The following is a 25,476-nucleotide window of genomic DNA, read 5'->3' on the forward strand; positions in this document are numbered from 1 at the left end:
TCGCCGTGCGTATCGCAGTCTCCGGCTCCATCGCCACCGACCATCTGATGACCTTCCCGGGCCGCTTCGCCGACCAGTTCGTCGCGGACCAGCTGCACACGGTCTCCCTCTCCTTCCTCGTCGACCAGCTCGACGTCCGCCGGGGCGGTGTCGGCGCGAACATCGCGTTCGGCATGGGACAACTCGGCACGAAGCCGATCCTCGTCGGCGCGGCCGGCTCCGACTTCGACGACTACCGCGCGTGGCTCGACCGGCACGGCGTCGACACGGCCTCCGTGCGGATCTCCGAGACGCTGCACACCGCCCGCTTCGTCTGCACCACCGACGCCGACCACAACCAGATCGGCTCCTTCTACACCGGAGCCATGAGCGAGGCCCGCCTCATCGAGCTGAAGACCGTCGCCGACCGCGTCGGCGGCCTCGACCTGGTCCTGATCGGCGCCGACGACCCCGAGGCGATGCTCCGCCACACCGAGGAGTGCCGTTCGCGGGGCATCCCCTTCGCCGCCGACTTCTCCCAGCAGATCGCCCGCATGGAGGGCGAGGAGATCCGGATACTGCTGGACGGCGCCACCTACCTCTTCTCCAACGCGTACGAGAAGGGCCTCATCGAGTCCAAGACCGGCTGGTCGGACGAGGAGATCCTCAGCCGGGTCGGCCACCGGGTGACCACCCTCGGCGCGCAGGGCGTCCGCATCGAGCGCGTCGGCCACGACCCGATCGAGGTCGGCTGCCCCGACGAGGAGCGCAAGGCCGACCCCACCGGCGTCGGCGACGCGTTCCGCGCCGGTTTCCTCTCCGGGCTCGCCTGGGGCGTCTCCCTGGAGCGCGCGGCCCAGGTCGGCTGCATGCTCGCCACGCTGGTCATCGAGACCGTGGGCACCCAGGAGTACCAGCTGCGCCGGGCGCACTTCATGGAGCGGTTCACCAAGGCGTACGGGGACGAGGCGGCCGCCGAGGTGCAGGCCCACCTCGGCTGACGGCTCAGCTCACCCTGCGTACCACATAGGCCGAGCCCCGCTCCGCCGCTTCCTCTCCGACGTACTCCTGGCCCCGCATCTCGCACCACGCCGGGATGTCCAGACGGGCCGCCTCGTCGTCGGAGAGGACGCGGACCGTGCCGCCGAGCGGGACGTCCGCGATCACCTTCGCCAGCTCGATGACGGGGATCGGGCACCGCTTGCCGACGGCGTCCACGACGAGGGCGTCCTCGCGCACCACGGCGGCCGGGGCCGGCGCGCCCAACTTCTCCCGCACGGTCGCGACCGCCCCCGGCAGCACCGCCAGGAACCGCTCGACGTCCTCCTCCGCGGTGCCCGGCGGCAGCGACACCCGTACGTTCCCCTCGCTCAGCACCCCCATGGCGCGCAGCACATGGCTGGGCGTCAGCGTGCTGCTGGTGCAGGACGACCCGGAGGACACGGAGAACCCCTCGCGGTCCAGCTCGTGCAGCAAGGTCTCGCCGTCGACATAGAGACAGGAGAAGGTGACGACACCGGGCAGCCTGCGCACCGGATGCCCGACCACCTCGACGTCCGGCACCAGCGACGGCACCCGGGTCCGGATCCGCTCCGTCAACTCCCGCAGCCGTACGGCTTCCGCGGCGGCCTCCGCCCGCACCGCCCGCAGCGACGCGGTCGCCGCCACGATCGCCGGGATGTTCTCGAACCCGGCGGCCCGCCCCGACTCCCGCTCGTCGGCGGGTCCTTGGGAGGCGAACCGCACACCCTTCCGTACGACAAGCAGCCCCACCCCGGACGGACCGCCCCATTTATGGGCACTCCCGGTCAGAACCGACCAGTCCCCGTCGACCCGGCCCCACCCCAGCGACTGCGCGGCGTCCACCAGCAGCGGTACCCCGGCCTCCCGGCACACCGCCGCGACCTCGGCCACCGGCTGCTCCGTCCCCACCTCGTGGTTGGCGGACTGCAGACAGGCCAGCGCGGTGTCGGGGCGCAGGGCCTCGGCGTACGAGGACGCGGAGACCGCACCCGACCGTGCCACCGTGACCCGGGCGACCGTCCCGCCGGCGGTCTCGTGGACCTCCGCCGCGTGCAGCACAGAAGAGTGTTCGACGGACGACACGATCAGGTGGCGTCCCGCGCGCCGCCGCCCCGCCAGCACCCCGGCCACCCCGGAGTGCACCGCCCGCGTACCCGACGAGGTGAACACCAGCTCGTCGGCCCGGCACCCCACCGCCTCGGCCGCCGCCTCCCGGGCGGCGTCCAGCAGCATCCGGGCCCGCCGCCCCTCCCGGTAGAGACGGGCGGGATCGGCCCACCCCTCGTCCAGGGAGGCCAACAGCGCCTGCCGGGCCACCGGATGGAGGGGGGCGGAGGATGCAGAGTCGAAGTACGCCACAGGTCAACGCTAAAGCCTCGGGCGAGCGGAACAGGGGCGCGGGGAACTGCGCGAACGACCGCAACCCGCGCGCACCCGCCAAACCGCCCGAACTCCCGAGCTATGAGGCGCACCCGACACCCCAGGTAGCCGCTCCAAGTGACCCCCGGCGAGTTGGGACCCCCTCCCCGCGCGACCCCAAATCGCGTCCAGTAGGGTTTGGTCCGCATAAACATCCAAACCCCTGCCCGTCGCAGGGCGGCGACCGACCAGCGAGAAGGCCGCAGCCTGACCTGCGCGGGCGAGACTCTCGGGAAGGCGCTACGTGAGTCCCAACGGCTCCGACCGCTCGCCGCGGCGCCCGATGCGGCGGAAGCTGCTGCAGGCACTGACTGCGGGCCTGGTCCTGGCGACCGCCACCGGTTGCACATACAAGGACTTCCCTCGCCTTGGTATGCCCACCCCGACCACGGAAGAGGCTCCGCGGATCCTCTCCCTGTGGCAGGGTTCCTGGGCGGCCGCGCTCGCCACGGGCGTACTGGTCTGGGGCCTGATCCTGTGGAGTGCTTTCTTCCACCGGCGCAGCCGCACCAAGGTCGAGGTTCCCCCACAGACCCGGTACAACATGCCCATCGAGGCGCTGTACACGGTCGTTCCGCTGATCATCGTCTCGGTGCTGTTCTACTTCACCGCCCGCGACGAGTCGAAGCTCCTCGACACCTCCAAGAAGCCCGACGTCACGGTCAACGTGGTCGGCTTCCAGTGGAGCTGGTGCTTCAACTACATCGAGAACGTCGACGGTTCCACCGGCGACGCGGCCAAGGACGAGAACCTCGCCGCGATCCCGGACCGGTACAAGAAGGACTTCCCGGCCAACGCCGGCGGCGTCTACACCTGCGGCATCCCCGGTGACAAGAACCCGCAGACCGGCAACCCCGGCCCGACCCTCTGGCTCCCCAAGGGCAAGACGGTCCGCTTCGTCCTCACCTCGCGTGACGTCATCCACTCCTTCTGGGTGGTGCCGTTCCTCATGAAGCAGGACGTCATCCCGGGCCACACCAACGCCTTCCAGGTGACTCCCAACCAGGAGGGCACCTTCCTGGGCAAGTGCGCCGAGCTGTGCGGTGTGGACCACTCCCGGATGCTCTTCAACGTCAAGGTCGTCTCTCCCGAGCGCTACGAGCAGCACCTCAAGGAGCTCGCGGAGAAGGGTCAGACCGGTTACGTCCCGGCCGGTATTGAGCAGTCGAAGCACGAGAAGAACCGGGAGACGAACGTACTGTGAGCATCCTCAACGATCCCCAGGGTGCCGCGGCGGCGGGGTCCCACTACGAGGACGAGCTGCCCGTCCGGCGCCAGCGCCGCGGCGAGGTCGTCGTCAAGTGGCTGACGACCACCGACCACAAGACGATCGGCACGCTCTACCTGGTCACGTCGTTCGCGTTCTTCTGCATCGGCGGCGTCATGGCGCTCTTCATGCGCGCCGAGCTCGCCCGCCCGGGCACGCAGATCATGTCGAACGAGCAGTTCAACCAGGCGTTCACGATGCACGGCACGATCATGCTGCTGATGTTCGCGACGCCGCTCTTCGCCGGATTCGCCAACTGGATCATGCCGCTGCAGATCGGCGCGCCCGACGTGGCGTTCCCGCGGCTGAACATGTTCGCGTACTGGCTGTACCTCTTCGGCTCGCTGATCGCGGTGGCCGGCTTCCTCACCCCGCAGGGTGCGGCCGACTTCGGCTGGTTCGCCTACTCCCCGCTGTCGGACGCGGTCCGCAGCCCGGGTGTCGGCGCCGACATGTGGATCATGGGTCTGGCCTTCTCCGGCTTCGGCACGATCCTCGGCTCGGTCAACTTCATCACCACGATCATCTGCATGCGCGCACCGGGCATGACCATGTTCCGCATGCCGATCTTCACCTGGAACGTGCTGCTGACCGGTGTCCTGGTCCTGCTCGCCTTCCCGGTCCTCGCGGCCGCGCTGTTCGCCCTGGAGGCGGACCGCAAGTTCGGGGCCCACGTCTTCGACCCGGCCAACGGCGGCGCACTGCTCTGGCAGCACCTCTTCTGGTTCTTCGGCCACCCAGAGGTGTACATCATCGCCCTGCCGTTCTTCGGCATCATCTCCGAGGTCATCCCGGTCTTCTCCCGCAAGCCGATGTTCGGCTACATGGGCCTGATCGGCGCGACCATCGCGATCGCCGGCCTCTCGGTCACCGTGTGGGCGCACCACATGTACGTCACCGGCGGCGTGCTCCTGCCGTTCTTCTCCTTCATGACGTTCCTCATCGCCGTACCGACCGGCGTGAAGTTCTTCAACTGGATCGGCACGATGTGGAAGGGCTCGCTGTCCTTCGAGACCCCGATGCTGTGGGCGACCGGCTTCCTGATCACCTTCACCTTCGGTGGTCTGACCGGTGTCATCCTGGCCTCGCCCCCGATGGACTTCCACGTCTCCGACTCGTACTTCGTGGTGGCGCACTTCCACTACGTGGTGTTCGGCACCGTCGTCTTCGCGATGTTCTCCGGCTTCCACTTCTGGTGGCCGAAGTGGACGGGCAAGATGCTCGACGAGCGCCTCGGCAAGATCACGTTCTGGACGCTGTTCATCGGCTTCCACGGCACGTTCCTCGTCCAGCACTGGCTGGGCGCCGAGGGCATGCCGCGTCGTTACGCCGACTATCTGGCGGCCGACGGCTTCACCGCCCTGAACACGATCTCGACGATCAGCTCCTTCGTGCTCGGCCTGTCGATCCTGCCGTTCTTCTACAACGTGTGGAAGACGGCGAAGTACGGCAAGAAGGTCGAGGTCGACGACCCCTGGGGCTACGGCCGCTCCCTGGAGTGGGCGACCTCCTGCCCGCCGCCGCGGCACAACTTCCTCACCCTGCCGCGGATCCGCAGTGAATCCCCGGCGTTCGACCTGCACCACCCGGAGATCGCCGCGCTCGAGCAGCTCGCGCACGGCGCTCCCCGCGCCAACGAGCTCGCGGGCAGCGGCAGCGGCAAGGAGGCCGGCAAGTGAAGATCCAGGGCAAGATGTTCATCTGGCTGAGCGTCTTCGTCCTCGCCATGGCGATCGTCTATGGCGTGTGGTCGAAGGAGCCGGCCGGTACCACGGCGCTCTTCCTGGCCTTCGGCCTGTGCATCATGGTCGGCTACTACCTGGCCTTCACGGCCCGGCGGGTCGACGTGGGCGCGCAGGACAACAAGGAGGCCGACGTCGCGGACGACGCGGGCGAGCTGGGCTTCTTCAGCCCGCACAGCTGGCAGCCGCTCTCCCTCGGCATCGGCGGCGCGCTCGCGTTCCTGGGCGTCGTCTTCGGCTGGTGGCTGCTGTACTTCTCCCTGCCCGTCATCCTGGTGGGTCTGTGGGGCTGGGTCTTCGAGTACTACCGCGGAGAGAACCAGAACCAGTAACACGCGCTGAGCGGCGGAAGCCCGGACACTCCGACAGGAGGTCCGGGCTTCCCCCTTTTGCCACACCGGACGTCCCTCACTCGGCCCACCCGGCGCGCCGCGCCCGACGCCCGTTCCTACGTTGAAGCCATGAGCACTACACCGCGAAACCGCACGGTCGTCAGCTGCGTCCTGCTGGTCGTCTCGCTGGGAGCGGGCGTCACCGCCTGCGGTTCCGGCGGGCACCCGCTCTCGGGCAAGCCGTACGACGCGGCCGACCAGGTCTCCTTCAACACCCCCTCCGGCGACGGCGAGAAGGCCGACCCGGACAAGCCCCTGGAAGTCACCGCCGAGGACGACGGACGCATCACCGACGTCACCGCCGTGGACGCCGCAGGACGCTATGTGGCGGGCGAACTCTCCGCCGACGGCAGCCGCTGGCACTCCACCTCGCCGCTCGCCGCCAACGCCCGCTACACCGTCCGGGTGAGCACCGAGGACGACGACGGCGCCCCCGGCCGCGAGGAGCGGACCTTCGACACCGGCCGGCCGCTCGCCAAGAAGCGCCTGACCGTCACCTTCGGGCCCAAGGGCGGCAAGTACGGCGTCGGCCAGCCCGTCACCGCGGAGCTGAACAGGGCGGTCAAGGACAAGGCGGCCAGGGCAGTCGTCGAACGCGCGCTCAAGGTGGAGTCCACCCCCGCCGCGGAGGGCGCCTGGCACTGGGTGGACGACAAGAAGCTCCACTACCGGCCCAAGGAGTACTGGCCCGCGGGCGCCACGATCAAGGTCCGCAGCAACCTGGAGGGCATAAAGATCGGCGACCGGCTCTGGGGCGGCAAGGCCGAACCCCTGACCCTCACCACCGGCGACAAGATCATCGCCATCACGGACGCCGCCGCGCACCGGATGACCGTCTACAAGAACGACAAGGTGATCAAGGAGATCCCGGTCACCACCGGGATGCCCGGCTACGACACCCGCAACGGCGTCAAGGTCGTCCTGGCCAAGGAGGGCACCGTTCGCATGACCAGCGCCAGCATAGGCGCGTCGGACTTCTACGACCTGGTCGTCCACAACTCCGTCAGGGTCACCAACAGCGGCGAGTACGTCCACGCCGCCCCCTGGTCCACCGGCTCCCAGGGCTACGCCAACGTCAGCCACGGCTGCACCGGCATGAGCAACGCCAACGCCGAGTGGTTCTACGACACGATCAACGAGGGCGACATCGTCAAGGTGATCAACTCCGCCGGCGACATGATGGCCCCCTTCGGCAACGGCTTCGGCGACTGGAACCTCGACTGGCAGAAGTGGCGCGAGGGCAGCGCCCTGACGGCCGGCACCAAGCAGGCCCCCCGCTCCGAACTCCAGGCCCGCCTGCGCCCCCAGTCGGCGTGACGCCGGGGCCGCGCCCCCTCAGGGGCGCGGAGGCGACAGGCCCTAAGCGCTCAGCGCCCGCTTCCCGCGCAGCAGGGAGGCCAGCGCCGAGGCGAACTCCACCGGGTCCACCGGCAGTGTCACCGCGCCGTCCGCGCGGCTCCACGTCGCCAGCCACGCGTCCTGCGGCCGGCCGATCAGCAGCAGCACCGGCGGGCACTCGAAGATCTCGTCCTTGATCTGCCGGCACAGCCCCATGCCCCCCATGGGCACGGCCTCACCGTCGAGGACACAGACGTCGATACCGCCCTTGTCCAGCTCCTTCACGACGGCCGCGGGGGTCGCGCACTCGACGAACTCCACGACGGGCACGTCCGGAGCGGGGCGGCGGCCGGTCGCCAGCCGCACTTGTTCACGGGTGTTGGAGTCGTCGCTGTACACCAGCACCGTGGCGGTCGGGCGCATTGTTCCTCCGTTACGCAGAAGATTCAGACGTCGTACGGACAAGGACCGATGCGCGGATGCTACTCCCTTGAACACCACGTCAGCACCGGTACGGAAGGGAGCAACACTCCGAACGGCACCCCCCGGAGTGAGGGCGGGATAAGCGACCGACATAATGTCGGTCGTGGCGACAGCAACGACAGTAGATACCGGGCACGCGCACCCGTCGGTCAACCGGCCGAACCTCACCAGCGTCGGAACCATCATCTGGCTGAGTTCCGAGCTGATGTTCTTCGCGGCCCTCTTCGCGATGTACTTCACCCTGCGATCGGTGACTGGTCCGACGTTCTGGGCCGAGAAGGCCGACACCCTGAACTTCCCGTTCTCGGCGACCAACACCACCATCCTGGTGCTCTCCTCCCTGACCTGCCAGCTCGGCGTGTTCGCCGCCGAGCGCGGGGACGTGAAGAAGCTCCGGATGTGGTTCATCGTCACGTTCGTGATGGGTGCGATCTTCATCGGCGGTCAGGTCTTCGAGTACACCGAGCTGGTCAAGCACGAGGGCCTGTCGCTCTCGTCCGACCCGTACGGCTCGGTCTTCTACCTGACCACCGGCTTCCACGGCCTGCACGTGACGGGCGGCCTCATCGCCTTCCTGCTGGTCCTCGGGCGCACCTACGCGGCCAAGAGGTTCACCCACGAGCAGGCGACCGCGGCCATCGTCGTGTCCTACTACTGGCACTTCGTCGATGTCGTCTGGATCGGCCTCTTCGCCACGATCTACATGATCAAGTAATCGGGCGGACGAGCCGGGCGGACCGTACGCCCGCCTCGATCCCGAGAACGACCCTTCCAGAAGCACCGACGCAGAAGATCCTGACACCGGGGTAATCCGTGAAAAAGCTCTCCGCACGACGACGCCATCCGCTGGCGGCGGTCGTCGTCCTATTCATCGCGCTGGCGGCCTGCGCGGGGCTGTACACCGCCTTGGCGCCCGCGGACAAGGCGGTGGCCGAAGAAACCGCGCAGACCCTCACCATCGAGGAGGGCAAGAAGCTCTATGCCGTCGGCTGCGCGAGCTGCCACGGCACCGGCGGTCAGGGCACCTCCGACGGGCCGAGCCTGGTGGGCGTGGGCGCGGCGGCCGTCGACTTCCAGGTCGGCACGGGCCGTATGCCGGCGCAGCAGCCCGGCGCGCAGGTCCCGAAGAAGAAGAACATCTACTCGCAGGCCGAGATCGACCAGCTCGCGGCGTACATCGCGTCGCTGGGCGCCGGTCCCGAGATCCCGACCGAGAACGCGTACAACCCCGAAGGCGCCGACATCGCCGAGGGCGGCGAGCTGTTCCGCACCAACTGTGCCCAGTGCCACAACTTCACCGGCAAGGGCGGTGCGCTGTCCGAGGGCAAGTACGCGCCGAGCCTTGAGGGTGTCGACCCGAAGCACATCTACGAGGCCATGCAGACCGGCCCGCAGAACATGCCGTCCTTCCCCGACACGACGCTGACGGAAGAGAACAAGAAGGACATCATCGCGTACCTCGAAGCGGTCAACAGCGACGACACCGTGGAGCCCGGTGGCCTCAGCCTCGGCGGACTCGGTCCCGTCAGCGAGGGCCTCTTCGGCTGGGTCTTCGGACTCGGCACGCTGATCGCCGTCGCCGTGTGGGTCGCCGCTCGGACCGCAAAGGCCAAGAAGTCATGAGTAGCCAAGAGATTCCAGAAGAGAACGTGCGCGCCGAGCAGTCCGCCGGACTGAGCGAGCAGGAGCACGGCGCGGTGAAGGTCGCGGACGAGGAGAACCCCTTCGCGGACCCCGGCCTCCCGCCCCACGAGCACCGGATCCAGGACATCGACGAGCGGGCCGCCAAGCGGTCCGAGCGCACGGTCGCCCTGCTGTTCACGGTGTCGATGCTGGCCACGATCGCGTTCATCGCCTCGTACGTCGCGATCCCCGTCGACCGGTCGATCTACGTCTGGCCGATCGGGCACATCAGCGCGCTGAACTTCGCGCTGGGCGGCACCCTGGGCCTGGCCCTGTTCTGCATCGGCGCGGGCGCGGTCCACTGGGCCCGCACCCTGATGTCCGACGTGGAGGTCGCCGACGAGCGTCACCCGATCGAGGCATCGCCCGAGGTCCGCGCGAAGGTCCACGCGGACTTCAAGCAGGGTGCCGCCGAGTCGGGCATCGGCCGGCGCAAGCTGGTGCGCAACACGATGCTCGGCGCGATGGCGATGGTCCCGCTCTCCGGTGTCGTGCTGCTGCGCGACCTCGGTCCGCTGCCCGGCACCAAGCTGCGGCACACCACGTGGGCCAAGGGCAAGAAGCTCGTCAACATGAACACGGGTGAGCCGCTGCGTCCGGCGGACGTCGCGGTCGGGTCGCTGACCTTCGCCATGCCGGACGGCCTGGACGAGCACGACCACGACTTCCAGAAGAACATCGCCAAGGACGCCCTGATGATCGTCCGGATCCAGCCGGACAACATCAAGGACAGGCGTTCACTGGAGTGGTCGCACGAGGGCATCCTGGCGTACTCGAAGATCTGCACCCACGTCGGTTGCCCGATCTCCCTGTACGAGCAGCAGACGCACCACGTGCTCTGCCCCTGCCACCAGTCCACCTTCGACCTCGCCGACGCCGGCCGGGTGATCTTCGGCCCCGCGGGTCACGCCCTGCCGCAGCTGCGGATCACCGTCGGCGAAGACGGCTACCTCGAAGCCGTGAGCGACTTCGAAGAGCCCGTCGGTCCTGCCTTCTGGGAGCGCGGATGAGCACTGCAACCACCACCGAGGCGCGCGACAAGCGCGGGAAGGCACCGGCCGGCGAGCGCGTCGCCGACTGGGCCGACGGCCGGCTCGGGATCTACTCCCTGGCCAAGGCCAACATGCGCAAGATCTTCCCCGACCACTGGTCGTTCATGTTGGGCGAAGTGTGCCTGTACAGCTTCATCATCATCATCCTCACGGGTGTGTACCTGACGTTGTTCTTCCACCCGTCGATGAACGAGGTGGAGTACCACGGCCCGTACGTCCCGCTGCAGGGCCAGCTGATGTCCGAGGCGTTCAACTCGACCATGCACATCTCGTTCGAGGTGCGCGGTGGTCTGCTGATCCGGCAGATCCACCACTGGGCCGCGTTGGTCTTCCTCGCCGGCATGTTCGTGCACATGATGCGCGTGTTCTTCACCGGCGCGTTCCGCAAGCCGCGTGAGATCAACTGGCTGTTCGGCTTCCTGCTGTTCGTCCTGGGCATGTTCACCGGCTTCACCGGCTACTCGCTCCCGGACGACCTGCTCTCCGGCACCGGTGTCCGCTTCATGGAGGGCGCGGTCCTGTCCGTGCCGATCGTCGGCACGTACCTGTCGTTCTTCCTCTTCGGCGGGGAGTTCCCCGGCGGCGACTTCGTGGCCCGGTTCTACTCGGTGCACGTGCTGCTGCTGCCCGGCATCATGCTCGGCCTGATGGTGGCGCACCTGATCCTGGTCTTCTACCACAAGCACACGCAGTTCGCGGGCCCCGGGAAGACGAACAACAACGTCGTCGGCATGCCGCTGCTGCCCGTGTACATGGCCAAGGCCGGAGGCTTCTTCTTCCTGGTCTTCGGTGTCATCGCGATCATCTCGGCGATCGCCACGATCAACCCGATCTGGACGATGGGTCCCTACCGTCCGGACCAGGTGTCGACCGGCGCCCAGCCCGACTGGTACATGGGCTTCTCCGAGGGTCTGATCCGTGTGATGCCGGGCTGGGAGATCAACTTCTGGGGTCACACGCTCGTCCTGGGCGTGTTCATCCCGCTGGTGATCTTCCCGCTGGTCCTGGTCGCGATCGCGGTCTACCCGTTCATCGAGTCCTGGGTCACCGGCGACAAGCGCGAGCACCACATCCTGGACCGCCCGCGCAACGCCCCGACCCGTACGGCCTTCGGCGTCGCGTGGATCACCTGGTACATGGTCCTGCTGATCGGTGGTGGAAACGACCTCTGGGCGACCCACTTCCACCTGTCGATCAACGCCATCACCTGGTTCGTCCGGATCGCGTTCTTCGTGGCCCCGGTCATCGCGTTCATCATCACCAAGCGCATCTGCCTCGGCCTCCAGCGCCGCGACAGGGACAAGATCCTGCACGGTCGCGAGACCGGCATCATCAAGCGCCTGCCGCACGGTGAGTTCATCGAGGTCCACGAGCCGCTCAGCCAGGAGCAGCTGCACACGCTCACGGCGCACGAGCAGTACAAGCCGGCCGAGATCGGTCCCGCGGTCGACGAGAACGGCGTCACCCGCAAGATCACGCGGCGCGAGAAGCTCCGGGCCAAGCTGAGCAAGGGCTACTACGGCGAGGACAACCAGATCCTCAAGCCCACCGTCGAGGAGTACAAGGAGATCACGAGCGGCCACGGCCACCACTGATCACCGGCTTCGCCACACACGGTCGAAGGGCCCCCGTCCGATCTTCGGACGGGGGCCCTTCGCCGTACGCGGAGCTGGATAGGGTGAGGGCAATCGATTACCTCGCGTCCGCGGGCGGTGACCGCCCCGCGGCTACGACCACCAGGAGCGGCTGATGAGCGCTGTGACCCCCGCTGGAGGCGACACCGCGGCGGGCCGTTCCTGGCCCCAGGTGCTGAACGCGCTGCTGTCCGGACAGGACCAGGACGCCGGCGCCACGTTCTGGGCGATGGACCAGATCATGCGCGGCGAGGCGACGGACGCGCAGATCGCCGGGTTCGTGGTGGCGCTGCGGGCCAAGGGCGAGACCGTCGACGAGATCACCGGGCTGGTGCGGGCGCTGTACGAGCATGCCAACGTGATCGAGGTGTCGGGGCGGACCGTCGACATCGTCGGCACGGGCGGAGACGGCGCCAAGACGGTCAACATCTCCACGATGTCGTCGATCGTGGTAGCCGGTACGGGCGCCAAGGTCGTCAAGCACGGCAACCGGGCCGCGTCCTCGGCCTCGGGCGCGTCCGACGTGCTGGAGAAGCTCGGCGTCAATCTGGAGCTGACGCCGCAGCGGGTGGCGGAGGTCGCCGAGGAGGCGGGCATCACCTTCTGCTTCGCGGTCAAGTTCCACCCGGCGCTGCGCCATGTGGCCGCGGCGCGCGGGCAGTTGGGCATCCGTACGGTGTTCAACGCGCTGGGGCCGCTGGCGAACCCGGCGAAGGTGCGGGCCCAGGCGGTCGGCGTGGCCGATCCGCGGATGGCGCCCATCATGGCGGGTGTCTTCGCGGAGCGGGGCAACTCCTCGCTGGTGTTCCGCGGCGACGACGGGCTGGACGAGCTGACGACCACGGCGACGTCGCGGGTGTGGGTCGTGCGCGACGGCAAGGTGACGGAGGAGGCGTTCGACCCGCGCGACGTGGGCCTTGAGTTGGTGCCGGTGTCCGCGCTGCGGGGGGCCGACGCGTCCTACAACGCGGATGTCGCACGACGCCTGCTGGCCGGGGAGACCGGGCCGGTGCGGGACGCGGTACTGCTGAACTCGGCGGCGGCGCTGGTGGCCCTGGACCCGGGCGGCGGGCCGCTGGCGGAGCAGCTGCGGGCCGGGATGGAACGGGCCGCGGAGTCGATCGACTCGGGGGCGGCGCGGAAGGTACTCGACCGCTGGGTCACCGCGACGAATCGGTAGCCGTCGCAGCAGGTGGGGGCGGTGCGGGGTGCGTTGGCGTGTGCGGGTCCGTTGTGGCTTGTCGCGCAGTTCCCCGCGCCCCTTAAGGGGAGGGCCTGCGGCCCGCCCTTCATCCTGAAAAGCACGGGGCGTAGCCCCGGTCGCTTTTCAGGGGCGCGGGGAACTGCGCGAACGGCCCCCACCCACCCGCACTCGCCCACGAACCGCGCACCCCCGAGTGACGAGGCGCTCGATCCCGCCATCCGGACACGAGTTGCGGCCCGGCGATCACTTCGCGTACGTTCCTGATCAGGTCATGAGTGACAGCCACAAGGCCCCGGCCGGCTGTCCGGCAACCCTCCGTCCGTGGCGGGGTGCCCCGGGTGAAGACCAGGTCGTAGGCAGCGAGGTCTACGGCAAGCGCGGACCCCTCACACGCGACAGCGTGGGGCCAGGGGTCCTGGTCGTTCGAGGGAGCCTTCCGTGAGCAAGCGAATGCGATAGGGCCGCCGAGCCCCGCCTCCGCGCACCCTTCTTCCTTCTCCAGCATGCCCTCCTTCGGCATGCCCTCTCACGGGAGTTCCCCATGTCTGTCCCCAGCGTCTCCACCCTTGCCGCCGACCAGTCCGTTTGTGCCCCGCTGTCCGTTCTCGGCCGGGATGTCACCGTCCCGCTCGTCACCGGCGGCGAGGTCACCTACGCCGCGCTCGACTACGCCGCCAGCGCCCCCGCGCTCCAGCGGGTCTGGGACGACGTGGCGGCGTACGCGCCGTACTACGGGAGCGTGCACCGGGGCGCCGGGTACCTGTCCCAGCTGTCGACGGACCTCTTCGAGAACGCCCGCCGCACCGTCGCCGCGTTCCTGGACTGCCGGGACCACGACCAGGTGGTCTTCACCCGGTCCACCACCGACTCGCTGAACCTCCTCGCCGCAGCCCTGCCCGCCGACTGCCAGGTGTTCGTCTTCGAGACCGAGCACCACGCCTCGCTGCTGCCGTGGCGGAACGCCCGCGTGACGTACCTGGACGCGCCCCGGACGCCCGGCGAGGCCGTCGCCACGCTGGAGCGCGCCCTCGCCGACCGGGACCCCCACGGTCCCGCGCTGGTCTGCGTCACCGGCGCCTCCAACGTCACCGGTGAGATCTGGCCGGTGCGCGAGCTGGCCGCCGCGGCGCACGCGCACGGCGCGCGGATCGTGCTCGACGCCGCGCAGCTCGCGCCCCACCACCCCGTGTCCGTGCGGGACCTGGACGTCGACTGGGTCGCCTTCTCCGGGCACAAGCTGTACGCGCCGTTCGGCTCCGGCGTCCTCGCCGGGCGCGCCGACTGGCTGCGCGAGGCGGACCCCTACCTCGCGGGCGGCGGCGCCTCCCGCAAGGTGACCCGGCGTACGGACGGGGGAGTGGACGTCGAGTGGCACGAGAGCGCCGCCCGCCACGAGGCCGGCTCGCCCAACGTCATCGGCGCCTACGCCATCGCCTCCGCCTGCAAGGCCCTCACCGAGGCCGGGTTCGACACGCTCGTCGCCCGCGAGCGGCACCTGATCGACACCGTCCGCGCCGGGCTCGCCGAGGTGCCCGAGGTCCGGGTGCTCTCCCTGTTCGGGGACGACGCCCCCCGGGTCGGGGTCATCTCCTTCGTCGTCGAGGGCTGGAACAGCTCCCACTTCGCCGCCGCCCTCTCCGCCGAGTACGGCATCGGCGTGCGCGACGGCCTCTTCTGCGCCCACCCGCTGGTCCGCACCCTGCTCGGCAGCGACCCGGGGACCCAGGGCGAGTGCGGCGCCCCCGAGGCCGCGCCGGGGGAGAAGTCCCTCAACGCGATCCGGGTGAGCTTCGGCGCGGGCACGCCCGACGAGCACGTCGAGCGGTTCGTGGGCGCGGTCAAGGAACTCGTCCGGGACGGCGCCCGGTGGAACTACCGCACCGAGGACGGGCGTTGCGTCCCCGCCACCTGAGGTCACCCGTCGCCACCCTGCCCCAAAGGACAACTGTTCGAGGGTGAGCGGGGCTGCCTAAGGTGGGTGGGCGGTCGGTCTTCGCGGCCGCTCACTACGGGGAGTACGGATGAAGCGTGGGATGAAGGGGCTCGCGATCGCCTCCGCCATGACGGTGGGCATGGTGGTGGCGGGCGGGATCCAGGCGGACTCGGCCGAGGCCGCCATGGGCGACTGCAAGCCGAAGGGCTCGTTGTGCCTGTGGGACGCCAAGAACTACCAGCACACCATGACGTATTACAAGGTGAACGCGGTGGCCGACTACAAGTGCGGCCGGGGCGCGTGGGTGCCGCCGTACGCCGACCATCCCACCAACAAGCGGCTGCCGCGTTCGACGTGGAACCGGACCACCAAGACGTGGTACGGCAAGGACAGCCGGGGCAGGGACCGTCAGATCGTGCGCAAGACCGGGATGCGCGGGTCGACCGACCCGGACATCAGCGCCTACAAGTCGATCAAGAAGTGGTGCTGGAAGTGACCCCGGGAGACGAGTCCCGGGTGATCGCCGGACGGTCGTAGAGCCCGTTCGGCAGCTCGACGCGGCGGGTCCTCCTCGGTGGGGGCCCGCCGCGCGGCGTCTGTCCGGCCGCCGCCCGGACCCGGTCAGCCGTCGAGGCCGATGGCGAACGCGGCCTCCAGGTCGTGCTGCGAGTACGTCCGGAACGCCACGTGGGTGTCCGTCCCCTGCACCCCCGGGATCTTGCTGATGCGCCCGGGGATCACCTCGGCGAGGTCCTCGTGGGCCTTGACCCGGACCATGGCGACCAGATCGTACGTACCGGTCACCGAGAAGACCTCGGTCACCGACTCGATCGCGGCGATCGACTCCGCGATCTCCGGGATCCGGTCCACGCTGGTCTTGATGAGCACGATCGCGGTGATCACGGCTGGTGTTCTCCCTCGGGGGCCGGGGCGGGGGCATTCGCTGTCACTCTAGTCCTCCGCCCGTAACGCCCCCACGCGTAGGCGAACCCCAGTGCGAACCCGACGAGGTGTGCCAGGTAGGCGACCCCCGGCCCGGACGTCTCCCGGCGCGCGGCCAGCCACTGGAGGGTCACCCAGAACGGCAGCGTCACCCAGGCCGGGAAGCGCAGCGGCAGGAAGAACAGGAACGGGAACAGGCTCGTCACACCCGCCCTCGGGAACAGGAAGAGGAAGGCGCCCAGGACGGCGGAGATCGCCCCGGACGCGCCCACCAACGACTGCTGCGACCCGGCGTGCGCGACCGCGTACGCCGCCAGCGCGAGATACCCGCAGCCCACGTAGAAGAGGGCGAACTCCACATGGCCCATGCGTTCTTCGACCATCGCCCCGAAGACGAAGAGGAACAGCATGTTGCCCAGCAGGTGCAGCCAGCTGCCGTGCACGAAGAGGGCCGTGAGGGGCGTGAGGACCGCGCGCGGCGCGCCGGTGAAGAGCTCGACCGGGACGACACCCCAGCGGCGGAAGTAGGCCCGCTGCGCGGCGAGCAGCTCGTCCCCGGCGCCGTACACGGGGTTCAGACCCGCCGCCGGACCGATCAGGAAGACCAGGCAGCAGGCGGCGATCAGCCCGTACGTCACCGGCGCCGACTCGTTCCGTACGGTCCGGTCGAGCGGCTGCCGCGCCCCCCGGGCGGACCCGGGCCCGAATACATGTGCGCTCCACTTGCCGATCATGAGCAGAGCATGACGTAACGGGACCCACCCGCACAGACCGCCTCGCCGCCGAGGGGGTTCGTCGTCACCGCCGCGACCACTCCTCGGGCGGACGGGCGGCGAGTACCGGTCAGGCCGTAGGGTTACGAGCCACACGCACCGGGAGTCCGGTGCGCGCATCACGGAGACTGGAAGAAGGAAGAGCAGCCACGATGACGGTTCCCCTGCCGACGGCCACGACCCGCTGGCGCTGCACCCTCTGCGGCAATCTCACGCGGTTCGACGTGACCCGCTCGTCCAAGGTCGTCGAGTACGTTCACCTGGACCTCGCCGGGGAGCCGAAGGTCGAGGAGCGCGAGGTGGTCAGTGAGACCATCGAGTCGGTCCGCTGCCGCTGGTGCAACGCCGTGGACCAGGTGGAACTCGTGGACAGGCCGGGCGCCGGCTCCTGACGATGGGGGTCCCTCCGCTCGACGAGGTCGGGAGCGGGGGAGGGCCCCGCATGGAATTGGGGTGTGACGGATGGTGGAGACCGCAGGCGGGGGGCCGGGCGACGGCGCCGCTGAGGTGCTCGACCGTCCGCTGCCCGAAGGCGTGCGTCGGCGTGTCGTACAGATCGTGTCGGACGGGTTCGGCGGCCTGACCATCGCCGAACTGCCCGCACAGCTCCGGCAGTACGCCCGGTTCGCCCCGAACCGCCGGGTGAAGTTCGCGGGCAACGCCATGGCGGCCGCGGTCGAGAGCGACACGCTTTTCAGACAGCGGATCGGGGAGCGGTTCCGGGAGTCCCACCCGGAGCTGGCCGGCGCCCTGGACGCGGGCGCCCCGCCGCCGGCCGCCGATCCGCTGGACGTGGCGGCCGCCGCCTACGTCCTGCGCCCCGCGGGCTGGGTGAAGCTGGTCGCCGCGGCCGGCGAGGAGGCCCAGCGGGCCGACGCCGAGCGGGCCGACGAGGAGAGCCGCGCCGAGCTGGAGCGGCTGCGCGAGCAGCTCGCCGAGGCCCGCGACCACACCAGGGCCGAGACGGAACGGCTGCGCCAGGAGCTGGAATCGGCCAAGAAGGACGCCGACTCCCTGCACCGCAAGCTCCGTGCCGCCCTCAGCGACGTCAAGCGCGGCGAGGCCGCCCTGCGCAAGCTGCACGCCGAGATGGAGGCCCTGCGCGCCGAGGGCCACGCCCAGGTGTCCGCCGCCGAGAGCGAGACCCGGCGGCTGAAGGCCCGGCTCGGCGAGGCGGAGGCCGCCCTGGAGGCCACCCGGCGGGCGGCCCGCGAGGGGCGCAGCGTCGAGGACATGCGCGTACGGCTGCTGCTGGACACCGTGCTGGACGCGGCCCAGGGCCTCAGACGGGAGCTGGCGCTGCCGCCGGTGTCCGTACGGCCCGCCGAGACCGTCGACGCGGTCGAGCCGGGGCGGATGACCCCGAAGGACATCGCCGCCCGCGCGCTGTCCGAGAACGACCCGGCCATCCTGGACCAGTTGCTGGCGCTCCCGCAGGCCCACCTCGTCGTCGACGGCTACAACGTCACCAAGACCGGTTATCCGCAGATGCCGCTGGAGAAGCAGCGGTTGCGGCTCCTCGGGCAGCTGTCGCAGCTCGCCGCGCAGACCGGCGCCGAGGTCACCTGCGTCTTCGACGGGGCCGAGCTGGCCGCCCCCGTGCTGCTCGCGCCGCCGCGCGGGGTGCGGGTGCTGTTCTCCAAGCCCGGCGTCACCGCCGACGAGTTGATCCGCCAGCTGGTGCGCGCCGAACCGCCGGGGCGGCCGGTCATCGTCGCCTCCACCGACCGCGAGGTGGCCGACGGGGTCGCCAAGGCGGGCGCGCGGCCCGTGGCCTCGGCGGTGCTCCTCAAGCGGCTTTCCTGACCTTTCGATCACGTCCGCGCCAACCGCAACGTACGGGCGCTATGACCGATTTGACGGAACTGTTGCGCAACGTAGCGTCAATCGAGCATTACTGCATGTGTGTTGAGTGTAAAGAGTGCCCCGGGGGATGGGATTTTTCCTGTGGGGGATTTGAAGTGATCACCGTTGGGTCACTAGGGTCTGGGCTCAAACCTCTGGACGGGTGATCGTTGCCGCCGGTCCCCCTCGGGCGATCGCTCACAAGAAGGAGTTCACCTACCGTGGCGTCCCACCGTCGACCGAAGCAGCCGAGTCGTGCGCGAGTGAGCGTGCTCACCACCGCCGCCGCCGCTGCCGTGGCACTGACCTCGCAGGCGGCCAACGCCGCCCCCAGCGACAAGCCGAGCAAGGAAGAGGTCAAGGCCAAGGTCGACGCGCTCTACGAAGACGCGGGCCGGGCCACCGACAAGTACAACGGGGCCAAGGAGAAGCAGGAGAAGCTCCAGAAGGAGATCTCCACCATCCAGGACAACGTCGCCCGCGGCCAGGAGGAGCTCAACGAGCTGCGCGAGGGCATAGGTCAGGCGGCCAGCGCCCAGTACCGCACGGGCGGCATCGACTCCTCGATCCAGCTCTTCCTCTCCGCCGACCCCGACGACTACCTGGACAAGGCCGCCACCCTGGACCAGTTGAGCGGCCAGCAGGTCGAGCAGCTCAAGAAGATCCAGGAGAAGCAGCGGGCCCTCGCCCAGCAGCGCCAGGAGGCGGCCGAGAAGCTCGAGGACCTCGCCGAGACCCGCGAGACCCTGGGCAAGAAGAAGAAGGAATACCAGAGCAAGCTCGCCGCGGCGCAGAAGCTCCTCAACAGCCTCACCGCCCAGGAGCGGGCCTCCCTCGCCGAGGACGAGCAGCGCGCCAGCCGCGACGCCGGCGAACGCGTCGAACTCGGCAAGGACGTGCCGGCCTCCGACCGCGCCGCCGCCGCGCTCGCCGCCGCCGACACCCAGCTCGGCAAGCCGTACGTCTCCGGCGGCAGCGGCCCCAACTCCTACGACTGCTCAGGCCTCACGCAGTGGGCGTACGCCCAGGCCGGTGTGTCGATCTCCCGGACCACGTACACCCAGCAGAACGACGGCACCAAGATCGGCCGTGACCAGCTCATGCCGGGCGACCTGGTGTTCTTCAACAACCTGGGCCACGTCGGCCTCTACGCCGGCAACAACACGGTCATCCACGCCCCCTACCCGGGCAAGGTCGTCCGCTACGAGTCGATGGACACCATCGGTTCCTTCCAGTTCGGCGTCCGCGTCGTCTGACCCCCGCAGCGCCCACAAGGGGCCGGTTGCTCACTCACAGTGACAACCGGCCTCTTTCTTGTTCAAGATCAGGACACAAGGCCGCCCGAACGGGCGAATTCCCGCACCTCACGCTGACCCCGCGCCCCGCTGATGACCTGCGTCCCGAGCGGGGTGTCACGCTCCGTGCCCGCCGAGGTCTTTGGCTGTGACCGGGTCGCGCGGCTACTGTCGGCCGCGCCTCCCTCACCCGCCGTGAGAACGCCCCCGCGAAGGGGTGCCTCGACGCCGTGCCCGGGGAGGATCCTGTCCGCCGTCGAAGGGAGTGCGGCTTCCCGTGGGGTCCCACAGTCGCCTTGTACCGTCCGGGTTCGACCGGGGCGCAGCCGCCGCCCTGGGCGTGCTGTCCGCAGCGGCCGCCGCGCTCGGCGCCATCCCCGTCCAGCAGGCCGCCGCCGCGCCGCACGACACCACCCGCGCCGAGGTCGACCGGCTGTACGAGCAGGCCGAACGGGCCACCGAGGCGTACAACAAAGCCGACGAGCGCGCCGACGAACTGCGCGACCAGGTCGGCGCCGCCCAGGACGCCATCGCCCGCAAGCAGGACCGCGTCAACGCCATGCGGGAGTCCCTCGGTTCGCTCGCCGGCGCGCAGTACCGCTCGGGCGCCCTCGACCCGTCGCTGACCCTGCTGTTCTCCACCGACCCGGACGACTACCTCGCCAAGGCGTCCGCGCTCGACCGGATCAGCACCCACCAGGCGGGCGAACTCCACGACCTCCAGCAGGCCATGCGGGACCTCACCCAGAAGCGGCAGGAGACCACCGGGAAGCTCACCGAGCTGGAGAAGAGCCGCAAGGCCGTCGCCGCGCACAAGCGGACCGTCGAGCGGAAGCTCGCCAAGGCCCGCGAACTCCTCAACTCCCTCCCCGACGAGGAACGTGCGGAGTACGACCGCGCCTCCCGCTCCGGCCGTGGCGAGATGGAGCGGGAGACCCCCGAGCCCTCGGGCGCCGTCGCCCCCAACGCCCGTGCCGCCGCCGCTGTCGCCGCGGCCCGCTCCGCCCTCGGCAAGCCGTACATCTGGGGCTCCACCGGCCCCCACGGCTTCGACTGCTCGGGTCTGATGGTCTGGTCGTACGCCCAGGCCGGGGTCGCGCTCCCGCGGACCTCGCAGGCCCAGCGGTACGCGGGCACCCAGGTCCCGCTCTCCCAGGCCCAGCCCGGGGACCTGGTCACCTACCGCTCCGACGCCAGCCACGTCGGTATGTACGTGGGCAACGGCCAGGTCATTCACGCCCCCTACCCGGGCGCCCCCGTCCGCTACGACCCCGTCGGCATGATGCCCGTCGCCTCGGTCACCCGCCCCTGACCGTGCCCCCGCTCCGCATCGAGGCCCGGCCGCCCCGCCCACGGGGCGGCCGGGCCGCCGTACGATCGGGAACGTGGCTGGTCGAAGGCGTGCGCTCGTGGGAGGCGCGGGAGTGTGTCTCGCGCTGACCCTGCTCGCCGGCTGCGGGGGCGCCGCACCGGACTCCGCGCGCGCCGACGTCGAGGCCATGCTCGACCGGCGGGCGACGGCGGTCCTGGAACGGGACGCCGCGGCGTACCGGGCCACAGAGGAGCCGGTGGTCACCACGAGCGGTCAACGGGCCGGCGGGGCAGCCGAGTTCGCGAACCTCCGCGATCTGCCGCTGGCCTCCTGGTCCTACGACCTCACCGGCTTTCGGCGCACCGGCGACCGGGCGACGGCCGAGGCTGCCCTGCGCTACCGGATACGCGGCTACGACAAGGCGCCCGTCACCGCCGTACGGACGCTGACTCTGGCGCGGGACGACGACGGCCGGTGGCGGGTCGCCTCCGACGAGCCGTCGGACGAGGGCACCGAACAGCTGTGGGAGCAGGGGCCGATACGGGCCGTCCGCGGTGAGCGGAGCCTGGTGCTCGGGGTGGGCCGGTCGGACGCGAACCTGCGGGAGTACGCCCGGCTGGCGGACCGGGCCGTGCCCGCCGTGACCGAGGCGTGGGGCGAGGACTGGGCACGGCGGGTCGTCGTCCTCGTCCCGAAGTCGCTGGAGGAGATGGCGGAACTCCTCGGGGCGCCCGCGTCCGGTTACCGGGGGATCGCCGCCGTCACCACCGGGGAGGCCGGAGGCGCGGCCAGGGCGCCCGCGGACCGGATCATCGTCAACCCCGACGCCTACGCGGTGCTCGGCGCGTTCGGCAAGCAGGTCGTCCTCACCCATGAGACGACCCATGTCGCCACCCGGGCCCACACCAACGCCGCCACGCCCCTGTGGCTCTCCGAGGGGTACGCCGACTGGGCCGGCTACCGGGCGACCGGCCGCACCGCGCCGGAGGTCGCCCCGGAGCTGCGCAGGGCGGTCGCGGCGGGGCGGGTCCCCGACGCGCTGCCGACGGACGCCGACTTCGGGTTCACCGGCGACCCGGGCCGGCTCGCCCGCGCCTACGAGGGCGGCTGGCTGGCCTGCCGGCTGATCGCGGACCGCTGGGGCGAGGTACGGCTCGACGAGTTCTACCGCGCCGTCGGGGCCCACGGGAAACGCGCCGGGGCGGTGGAGGGGGCCCTGGAGGACGTCCTGGGCACGGACCTCGCCGCCTTCACCGCGCAGTGGCGGGAGTACGTCCGGGCGCAGCTCGACTGAGCGCCCTGCTCCTGAGGCGCACGCGGCCCGCCTAACCGTGCGCGGTCCCGGCGGCCTCGGTGCCCTCGCGGCGCATGCGCTCGACGCCCCAGGCGCCGAGCGGCTCCAGGGCCCGGTTGAGCGTCCGCCCGTCCTCGGTCAGGGAGTACTCCACCCGCGGCGGCACCTCGGCGTGCACCTCCCGGTGCACGAGACCGTCCTCCTCCAGCTCCCGCAGGTGCTGCGTCAGCATCTTCTCGCTCACGCCCGGCATCCCACGCCGGAGTTCGGCGAAGCGGCGTACCCGGTGGGTCTCCAGTTCCCAGAGGATGAACCCCTTCCACTTGCCGCTCAGTACGTCGAACGCGGCGTCGATGCCGCAGATGTACGGCCCCCGTCTCGGCGCCCTCGCCATCACCGATCCCCCTTACGAAAAGGTAAGTACCGCAGTAATTAGTAGGTACTTCCGAGACTACTGGCGCTGTTCGAGCATGGAGGAGTGAACGCACACCAGAACTCCCCCGCGGTCAAGGACAGTTCCGTCACCGTCATCGGGCTCGGCCCGATGGGGCAGGCGATGACCCGCGCCCTGCTCGCCGCCGGCCACCCCGTCACCGTCTGGAACCGCACCGCCTCCCGCGCCGACGGCCTCGTCGCCGAGGGCGCGACGCGCGCGGCGACACCCGGTGCGGCGGTCCTGGCCGGCGACCTCGTGATCCTCAGCCTCACCGACTACCGGGCCATGTACGACATCCTCGACGGCGCCACCGCCTCCCTCGCGGGCCGGACACTGGTCAACCTCAGCTCCGACACCCCCGACCGCACCCGCGAGGCGGCGGCCTGGGCGGAGGGCCACGGCGCCGCCTTCCTCACCGGAGGCGTCATGGTCCCCGCGCCGATGGTCGGCACGGAGGCGTCCCGCGTCTACTACAGCGGTGACGCCCCGGTGTTCGAGAGCCACCGGGAGGCGCTGGCCCGGCTGGGGACGCCGCTGTACCTGGGCGCCGACCCGGGCCTCGCCCAGCTGATGTACCAGGCGCAGCTCGCGGTGTTCCTCACCACCCTGTCCGGGCTGATGCACGCCACCGCGATGCTCGGGACGGCGGGGACGCCGGCCAAGGACGCGCTGCCGGAGCTGCTGTCCTTCACCGACACGATCGGCGCCATGCTGAGGGCCGGCGAGGAGCACCCGGGCGCCGCGCTCGACGCCGGCGAGCATCCGGGGGACCTCAGCACGGTCACCATGATGGGCGCGACGGCCGACCACATCGTCGAGACCAGCACGTCGCTCGGCCTCGACCTCGCGCTTCCCCTGGCCGTGCGGGCCCACTACCGGCGCGCCGTCGAGAACGGACACGGCGGCGACAACTGGACCCGCATCATCGACAGCATCCGGGTCCCCGGCTGACGCCGTCGCCGCCCCGGCCGCGCTCACGACCTCAGGGACTCCCGGGTGCGGGCCGCCTGGCCGGGGACCGCCGCCCGGCGCGGGTGCGGGACCGTGCTCCGCCACAGCTCCCGGGCGGCGGCGAGCGTGGCCAGCACGAGGAGGCCGTTGCGGACGAAGAGCAGGGTGATGCCCAGCCAGTCGCTCATCACCACATGGGCGAACCAGACGGGGAACTCCAGCACGGTCACGAAGGACGCCGCCAGGACCAGCACGGCGGGCCACAGCATCCGACCGGCCCGGAAGCAGAGGCACACGGCCGCGAGGCCGACCAGCCACACCATGTACTGCGGGCTGATCACCCTGCTGGTCACCGTGAACATCAGCACCGCCGTGAACGCGGCGTCCGCGAGGGTGTGCGGGGCGAACCGCCGGGCCCGCACCCGCCACAGCAGCAGCCAGGCGAAGGCCACCCCGCTGAGCAGCAGGGCCGCGTTGCTGACGACGTCGACATGGTCGCCGAGGAACTCGACCGAGCCGTAGTTCAGCAGCACCTGGCCGTCCCAGCCGAAGTGCCGGGCCACGTGGAAGACAAGGGCTCCCAGCGACTCCACCTCGGTGCCCCGGTCGCGCTGGAAGGTCAGGAAGGCGAACGCGCCGGGCCTCGAGACGGCGAAAACCAGCGACAGGCCGGCCGCCGTGGCCACCGCCCAGAGCCACGCCGTACGGCCCCGGGCCCCCAGGAGCAGCAGCGCCGGCCACACCTTCAGCAGGGCCGCGAAGGCCGTCAGCACCCCCATCACCTCCGGACGGCGGCTCCCGGCGAGGAGCGCGGCGACCGCGACCGCGGTCACCATCACGTCGTAGCGGGCGTACGCCGTCGGGCCGAGCAGTGGCAGGCCCACCACCCACACCCAGGCGCCGCGCCGGGACCGGCCCGGCCGGCCGCCGGTGTACAGGAGCAGGGCGAGCACCGCCAGATCGGCGAGGAAGGCGAGGACGAAGAACGCGGAGGCGTACTCCAGGAACGGCAGCAGCGCGGGGGAGAGGATCGCGAGGGCGGCGGCCGGCGGGTACTGCCACGTCACGTCGTCCAGCGGATACGTTCCGGCGCGCAGGGTGCCGTACCAGCCCTGGTAGATGACCGACACGTCGGTGGTGACGTCCGGGCCCGGGAACACCCACACCTTGAACACGAACAGCAGCAGGACCAGCCTGGTCGCGCCCCAGACCGCGAGCAGGCCGAAGGGGGGCCGCCGTGTGCCCCTCATGTACAGCTGAGCCATCCGATGCCCCTGTTCGAAATGCCGCCGCGCCCGGCGTGTCGTCTCCGCGCCTATCACCCCACGATTGTGCGGGTGGGGGGACATGATCTCCCGACCGGCTGTGAGACGGCGGTGAAGCAGGGGCGGATCCTACGGGAGACGCCTGCCGAGCGGGTCCTGTGCCGGGTGCCTCTCGACCGGGTGCCGTCCCGCGCGAGGTGCCTCGCGGCGGCTG

General features: G+C 70.3%; 24 protein-coding genes and 1 riboswitch. Of the genes, 18 read left to right on the forward strand and 6 right to left on the reverse strand.

What is annotated here, in order from left to right; translation table 11 throughout:
* Window positions 1-5 precede the first annotated feature (5 nt).
* Window positions 6-980 carry a carbohydrate kinase family protein gene (locus ACZ4Z2_RS13565; protein ID WP_468075423.1) on the forward strand — a complete coding sequence of 325 codons (975 nt, stop codon included), beginning with the start codon at window positions 6-8 and terminating at the stop codon, window positions 978-980.
* Window positions 981-984: 4 nt separating this feature from the next.
* Here the strand turns inward: ACZ4Z2_RS13565 and ACZ4Z2_RS13570 are convergent, their stop codons facing one another.
* Window positions 985-2,361, reverse strand: coding sequence for an aminotransferase class V-fold PLP-dependent enzyme (locus ACZ4Z2_RS13570; protein WP_468075425.1), 1,377 nt, complete (start codon window positions 2,359-2,361; stop codon window positions 985-987).
* Window positions 2,362-2,665: 304 nt separating this feature from the next.
* On the opposite strand from ACZ4Z2_RS13570, the gene ctaC reads away from it, so the two are divergent.
* From ctaC to ACZ4Z2_RS13590, 4 genes are all read left to right on the forward strand, one after another.
* Complete coding sequence (ctaC, locus tag ACZ4Z2_RS13575; protein WP_468075427.1) at window positions 2,666-3,625, forward strand: aa3-type cytochrome oxidase subunit II; 960 nt, start codon at window positions 2,666-2,668, stop codon at window positions 3,623-3,625.
* On the forward strand, window positions 3,622-5,367 hold the full coding sequence (gene ctaD, locus ACZ4Z2_RS13580; RefSeq protein WP_468075429.1) for an aa3-type cytochrome oxidase subunit I: 1,746 nt from the start codon (window positions 3,622-3,624) through the stop codon (window positions 5,365-5,367). The genes ctaC and ctaD overlap by 4 nt, the downstream gene beginning before the upstream one ends.
* On the forward strand, window positions 5,364-5,762 hold the full coding sequence (locus tag ACZ4Z2_RS13585) for a cytochrome c oxidase subunit 4 (RefSeq protein ID WP_099963922.1): 399 nt from the start codon (window positions 5,364-5,366) through the stop codon (window positions 5,760-5,762). The genes ctaD and ACZ4Z2_RS13585 overlap by 4 nt, the downstream gene beginning before the upstream one ends.
* Before the next feature lie 129 nt (window positions 5,763-5,891).
* Window positions 5,892-7,139, forward strand: coding sequence for a L,D-transpeptidase (locus ACZ4Z2_RS13590; protein ID WP_468075431.1), 1,248 nt, complete (start codon window positions 5,892-5,894; stop codon window positions 7,137-7,139).
* A gap of 42 nt (window positions 7,140-7,181) precedes the next feature.
* Here ACZ4Z2_RS13590 and ACZ4Z2_RS13595 read toward each other — a convergent pair whose 3' ends face one another.
* Window positions 7,182-7,583 carry a response regulator gene (locus ACZ4Z2_RS13595; protein ID WP_468075433.1) on the reverse strand — a complete coding sequence of 134 codons (402 nt, stop codon included), beginning with the start codon at window positions 7,581-7,583 and terminating at the stop codon, window positions 7,182-7,184.
* 154 nt (window positions 7,584-7,737) lie between these two features.
* On the opposite strand from ACZ4Z2_RS13595, the gene ctaE reads away from it, so the two are divergent.
* The 7 genes from ctaE (at window position 7,738) to ACZ4Z2_RS13630 (ending at window position 15,645) form a co-directional block, all read left to right on the forward strand.
* Complete coding sequence (ctaE, locus tag ACZ4Z2_RS13600; protein WP_055512653.1) at window positions 7,738-8,358, forward strand: aa3-type cytochrome oxidase subunit III; 621 nt, start codon at window positions 7,738-7,740, stop codon at window positions 8,356-8,358.
* A 98-nt stretch (window positions 8,359-8,456) separates the two neighbouring features.
* Entirely contained in the window at window positions 8,457-9,266 is an 810-nt protein-coding gene (gene qcrC, locus ACZ4Z2_RS13605; protein WP_468075435.1) for a cytochrome bc1 complex diheme cytochrome c subunit, read from the forward strand.
* Window positions 9,263-10,336, forward strand: a complete 1,074-nt coding sequence (gene qcrA / locus ACZ4Z2_RS13610) for a cytochrome bc1 complex Rieske iron-sulfur subunit (RefSeq protein WP_468075437.1) — start codon at window positions 9,263-9,265, stop codon at window positions 10,334-10,336. The genes qcrC and qcrA overlap by 4 nt, the downstream gene beginning before the upstream one ends.
* Entirely contained in the window at window positions 10,333-11,973 is a 1,641-nt protein-coding gene (gene qcrB, locus ACZ4Z2_RS13615) for a cytochrome bc1 complex cytochrome b subunit (protein WP_468075439.1), read from the forward strand. The genes qcrA and qcrB overlap by 4 nt, the downstream gene beginning before the upstream one ends.
* Before the next feature lie 154 nt (window positions 11,974-12,127).
* A complete protein-coding gene (gene trpD, locus ACZ4Z2_RS13620) occupies window positions 12,128-13,192 on the forward strand; it encodes an anthranilate phosphoribosyltransferase (protein ID WP_468075441.1) in 1,065 nt (354 codons plus the stop codon).
* A gap of 291 nt (window positions 13,193-13,483) precedes the next feature.
* Window positions 13,484-13,600, forward strand: a riboswitch (SAM riboswitch).
* Between the two features lie 157 nt (window positions 13,601-13,757).
* Window positions 13,758-15,128 (forward strand): aminotransferase class V-fold PLP-dependent enzyme, encoded by a 1,371-nt coding sequence (locus ACZ4Z2_RS13625; protein WP_468075442.1) that lies wholly within the window; start codon window positions 13,758-13,760, stop codon window positions 15,126-15,128.
* A gap of 109 nt (window positions 15,129-15,237) precedes the next feature.
* Window positions 15,238-15,645 (forward strand): hypothetical protein, encoded by a 408-nt coding sequence (locus ACZ4Z2_RS13630; RefSeq protein WP_468075444.1) that lies wholly within the window; start codon window positions 15,238-15,240, stop codon window positions 15,643-15,645.
* 125 nt (window positions 15,646-15,770) lie between these two features.
* On the opposite strand, the gene ACZ4Z2_RS13635 is transcribed toward ACZ4Z2_RS13630, so the two are convergent.
* Together ACZ4Z2_RS13635 and ACZ4Z2_RS13640 are read right to left on the reverse strand one after the other, a co-directional pair.
* Window positions 15,771-16,052 carry an Lrp/AsnC family transcriptional regulator gene (locus ACZ4Z2_RS13635; protein WP_055516478.1) on the reverse strand — a complete coding sequence of 94 codons (282 nt, stop codon included), beginning with the start codon at window positions 16,050-16,052 and terminating at the stop codon, window positions 15,771-15,773.
* Entirely contained in the window at window positions 16,049-16,825 is a 777-nt protein-coding gene (locus ACZ4Z2_RS13640) for a rhomboid family intramembrane serine protease (RefSeq protein ID WP_468075446.1), read from the reverse strand. The genes ACZ4Z2_RS13635 and ACZ4Z2_RS13640 overlap by 4 nt, the downstream gene beginning before the upstream one ends.
* 191 nt (window positions 16,826-17,016) lie before the next feature.
* Between ACZ4Z2_RS13640 and ACZ4Z2_RS13645 the strand changes: the two genes are divergently transcribed.
* From ACZ4Z2_RS13645 to ACZ4Z2_RS13665, 5 genes are all read left to right on the forward strand, one after another.
* Window positions 17,017-17,256 (forward strand): hypothetical protein, encoded by a 240-nt coding sequence (locus ACZ4Z2_RS13645; protein ID WP_055541554.1) that lies wholly within the window; start codon window positions 17,017-17,019, stop codon window positions 17,254-17,256.
* A 70-nt stretch (window positions 17,257-17,326) separates the two neighbouring features.
* Window positions 17,327-18,670 carry an NYN domain-containing protein gene (locus ACZ4Z2_RS13650; protein ID WP_468075449.1) on the forward strand — a complete coding sequence of 448 codons (1,344 nt, stop codon included), beginning with the start codon at window positions 17,327-17,329 and terminating at the stop codon, window positions 18,668-18,670.
* Window positions 18,671-18,930: 260 nt separating this feature from the next.
* Window positions 18,931-19,965 carry a C40 family peptidase gene (locus ACZ4Z2_RS13655; protein ID WP_468075451.1) on the forward strand — a complete coding sequence of 345 codons (1,035 nt, stop codon included), beginning with the start codon at window positions 18,931-18,933 and terminating at the stop codon, window positions 19,963-19,965.
* Window positions 19,966-20,281: 316 nt separating this feature from the next.
* Window positions 20,282-21,316, forward strand: coding sequence for a C40 family peptidase (locus tag ACZ4Z2_RS13660; protein ID WP_468075453.1), 1,035 nt, complete (start codon window positions 20,282-20,284; stop codon window positions 21,314-21,316).
* 73 nt (window positions 21,317-21,389) lie between these two features.
* On the forward strand, window positions 21,390-22,610 hold the full coding sequence (locus tag ACZ4Z2_RS13665; protein WP_468075455.1) for a Cif family virulence factor: 1,221 nt from the start codon (window positions 21,390-21,392) through the stop codon (window positions 22,608-22,610).
* Window positions 22,611-22,641: 31 nt separating this feature from the next.
* Here ACZ4Z2_RS13665 and ACZ4Z2_RS13670 read toward each other — a convergent pair whose 3' ends face one another.
* Window positions 22,642-23,004, reverse strand: a complete 363-nt coding sequence (locus ACZ4Z2_RS13670) for a winged helix-turn-helix transcriptional regulator (RefSeq protein ID WP_468075457.1) — start codon at window positions 23,002-23,004, stop codon at window positions 22,642-22,644.
* Window positions 23,005-23,088: 84 nt separating this feature from the next.
* Between ACZ4Z2_RS13670 and ACZ4Z2_RS13675 the strand changes: the two genes are divergently transcribed.
* On the forward strand, window positions 23,089-23,997 hold the full coding sequence (locus ACZ4Z2_RS13675; protein WP_468075459.1) for an NAD(P)-dependent oxidoreductase: 909 nt from the start codon (window positions 23,089-23,091) through the stop codon (window positions 23,995-23,997).
* A 23-nt stretch (window positions 23,998-24,020) separates the two neighbouring features.
* Here ACZ4Z2_RS13675 and ACZ4Z2_RS13680 read toward each other — a convergent pair whose 3' ends face one another.
* Complete coding sequence (locus ACZ4Z2_RS13680) at window positions 24,021-25,262, reverse strand: glycosyltransferase 87 family protein (protein WP_468075461.1); 1,242 nt, start codon at window positions 25,260-25,262, stop codon at window positions 24,021-24,023.
* Window positions 25,263-25,476: the final 214 nt, after the last annotated feature.

This window comes from Streptomyces sp. NPDC030183, from assembly GCF_055573455.1.

What these genes read in the sequence shown, in the direction of transcription:
- ACZ4Z2_RS13590 (WP_468075431.1), top strand. Translation starts at nt 5,892, where the DNA reads ATGAGCACTACACCGCGAAACCGCACGGTCGTCAGCTGCGTCCTGCTG.
- ACZ4Z2_RS13595 (WP_468075433.1), bottom strand. Translation starts at nt 7,583, where the DNA reads ATGCGCCCGACCGCCACGGTGCTGGTGTACAGCGACGACTCCAACACC.
- ctaE (WP_055512653.1), top strand. Translation starts at nt 7,738, where the DNA reads ATGTCGGTCGTGGCGACAGCAACGACAGTAGATACCGGGCACGCGCAC.
- qcrA (WP_468075437.1), top strand. Translation starts at nt 9,263, where the DNA reads ATGAGTAGCCAAGAGATTCCAGAAGAGAACGTGCGCGCCGAGCAGTCC.
- qcrB (WP_468075439.1), top strand. Translation starts at nt 10,333, where the DNA reads ATGAGCACTGCAACCACCACCGAGGCGCGCGACAAGCGCGGGAAGGCA.
- trpD (WP_468075441.1), top strand. Translation starts at nt 12,128, where the DNA reads ATGAGCGCTGTGACCCCCGCTGGAGGCGACACCGCGGCGGGCCGTTCC.
- ACZ4Z2_RS13625 (WP_468075442.1), top strand. Translation starts at nt 13,758, where the DNA reads ATGTCTGTCCCCAGCGTCTCCACCCTTGCCGCCGACCAGTCCGTTTGT.
- ACZ4Z2_RS13630 (WP_468075444.1), top strand. Translation starts at nt 15,238, where the DNA reads ATGAAGCGTGGGATGAAGGGGCTCGCGATCGCCTCCGCCATGACGGTG.
- ACZ4Z2_RS13640 (WP_468075446.1), bottom strand. Translation starts at nt 16,825, where the DNA reads ATGATCGGCAAGTGGAGCGCACATGTATTCGGGCCCGGGTCCGCCCGG.
- ACZ4Z2_RS13645 (WP_055541554.1), top strand. Translation starts at nt 17,017, where the DNA reads ATGACGGTTCCCCTGCCGACGGCCACGACCCGCTGGCGCTGCACCCTC.
- ACZ4Z2_RS13650 (WP_468075449.1), top strand. Translation starts at nt 17,327, where the DNA reads ATGGTGGAGACCGCAGGCGGGGGGCCGGGCGACGGCGCCGCTGAGGTG.
- ACZ4Z2_RS13670 (WP_468075457.1), bottom strand. Translation starts at nt 23,004, where the DNA reads ATGGCGAGGGCGCCGAGACGGGGGCCGTACATCTGCGGCATCGACGCC.
- ACZ4Z2_RS13680 (WP_468075461.1), bottom strand. Translation starts at nt 25,262, where the DNA reads ATGGCTCAGCTGTACATGAGGGGCACACGGCGGCCCCCCTTCGGCCTG.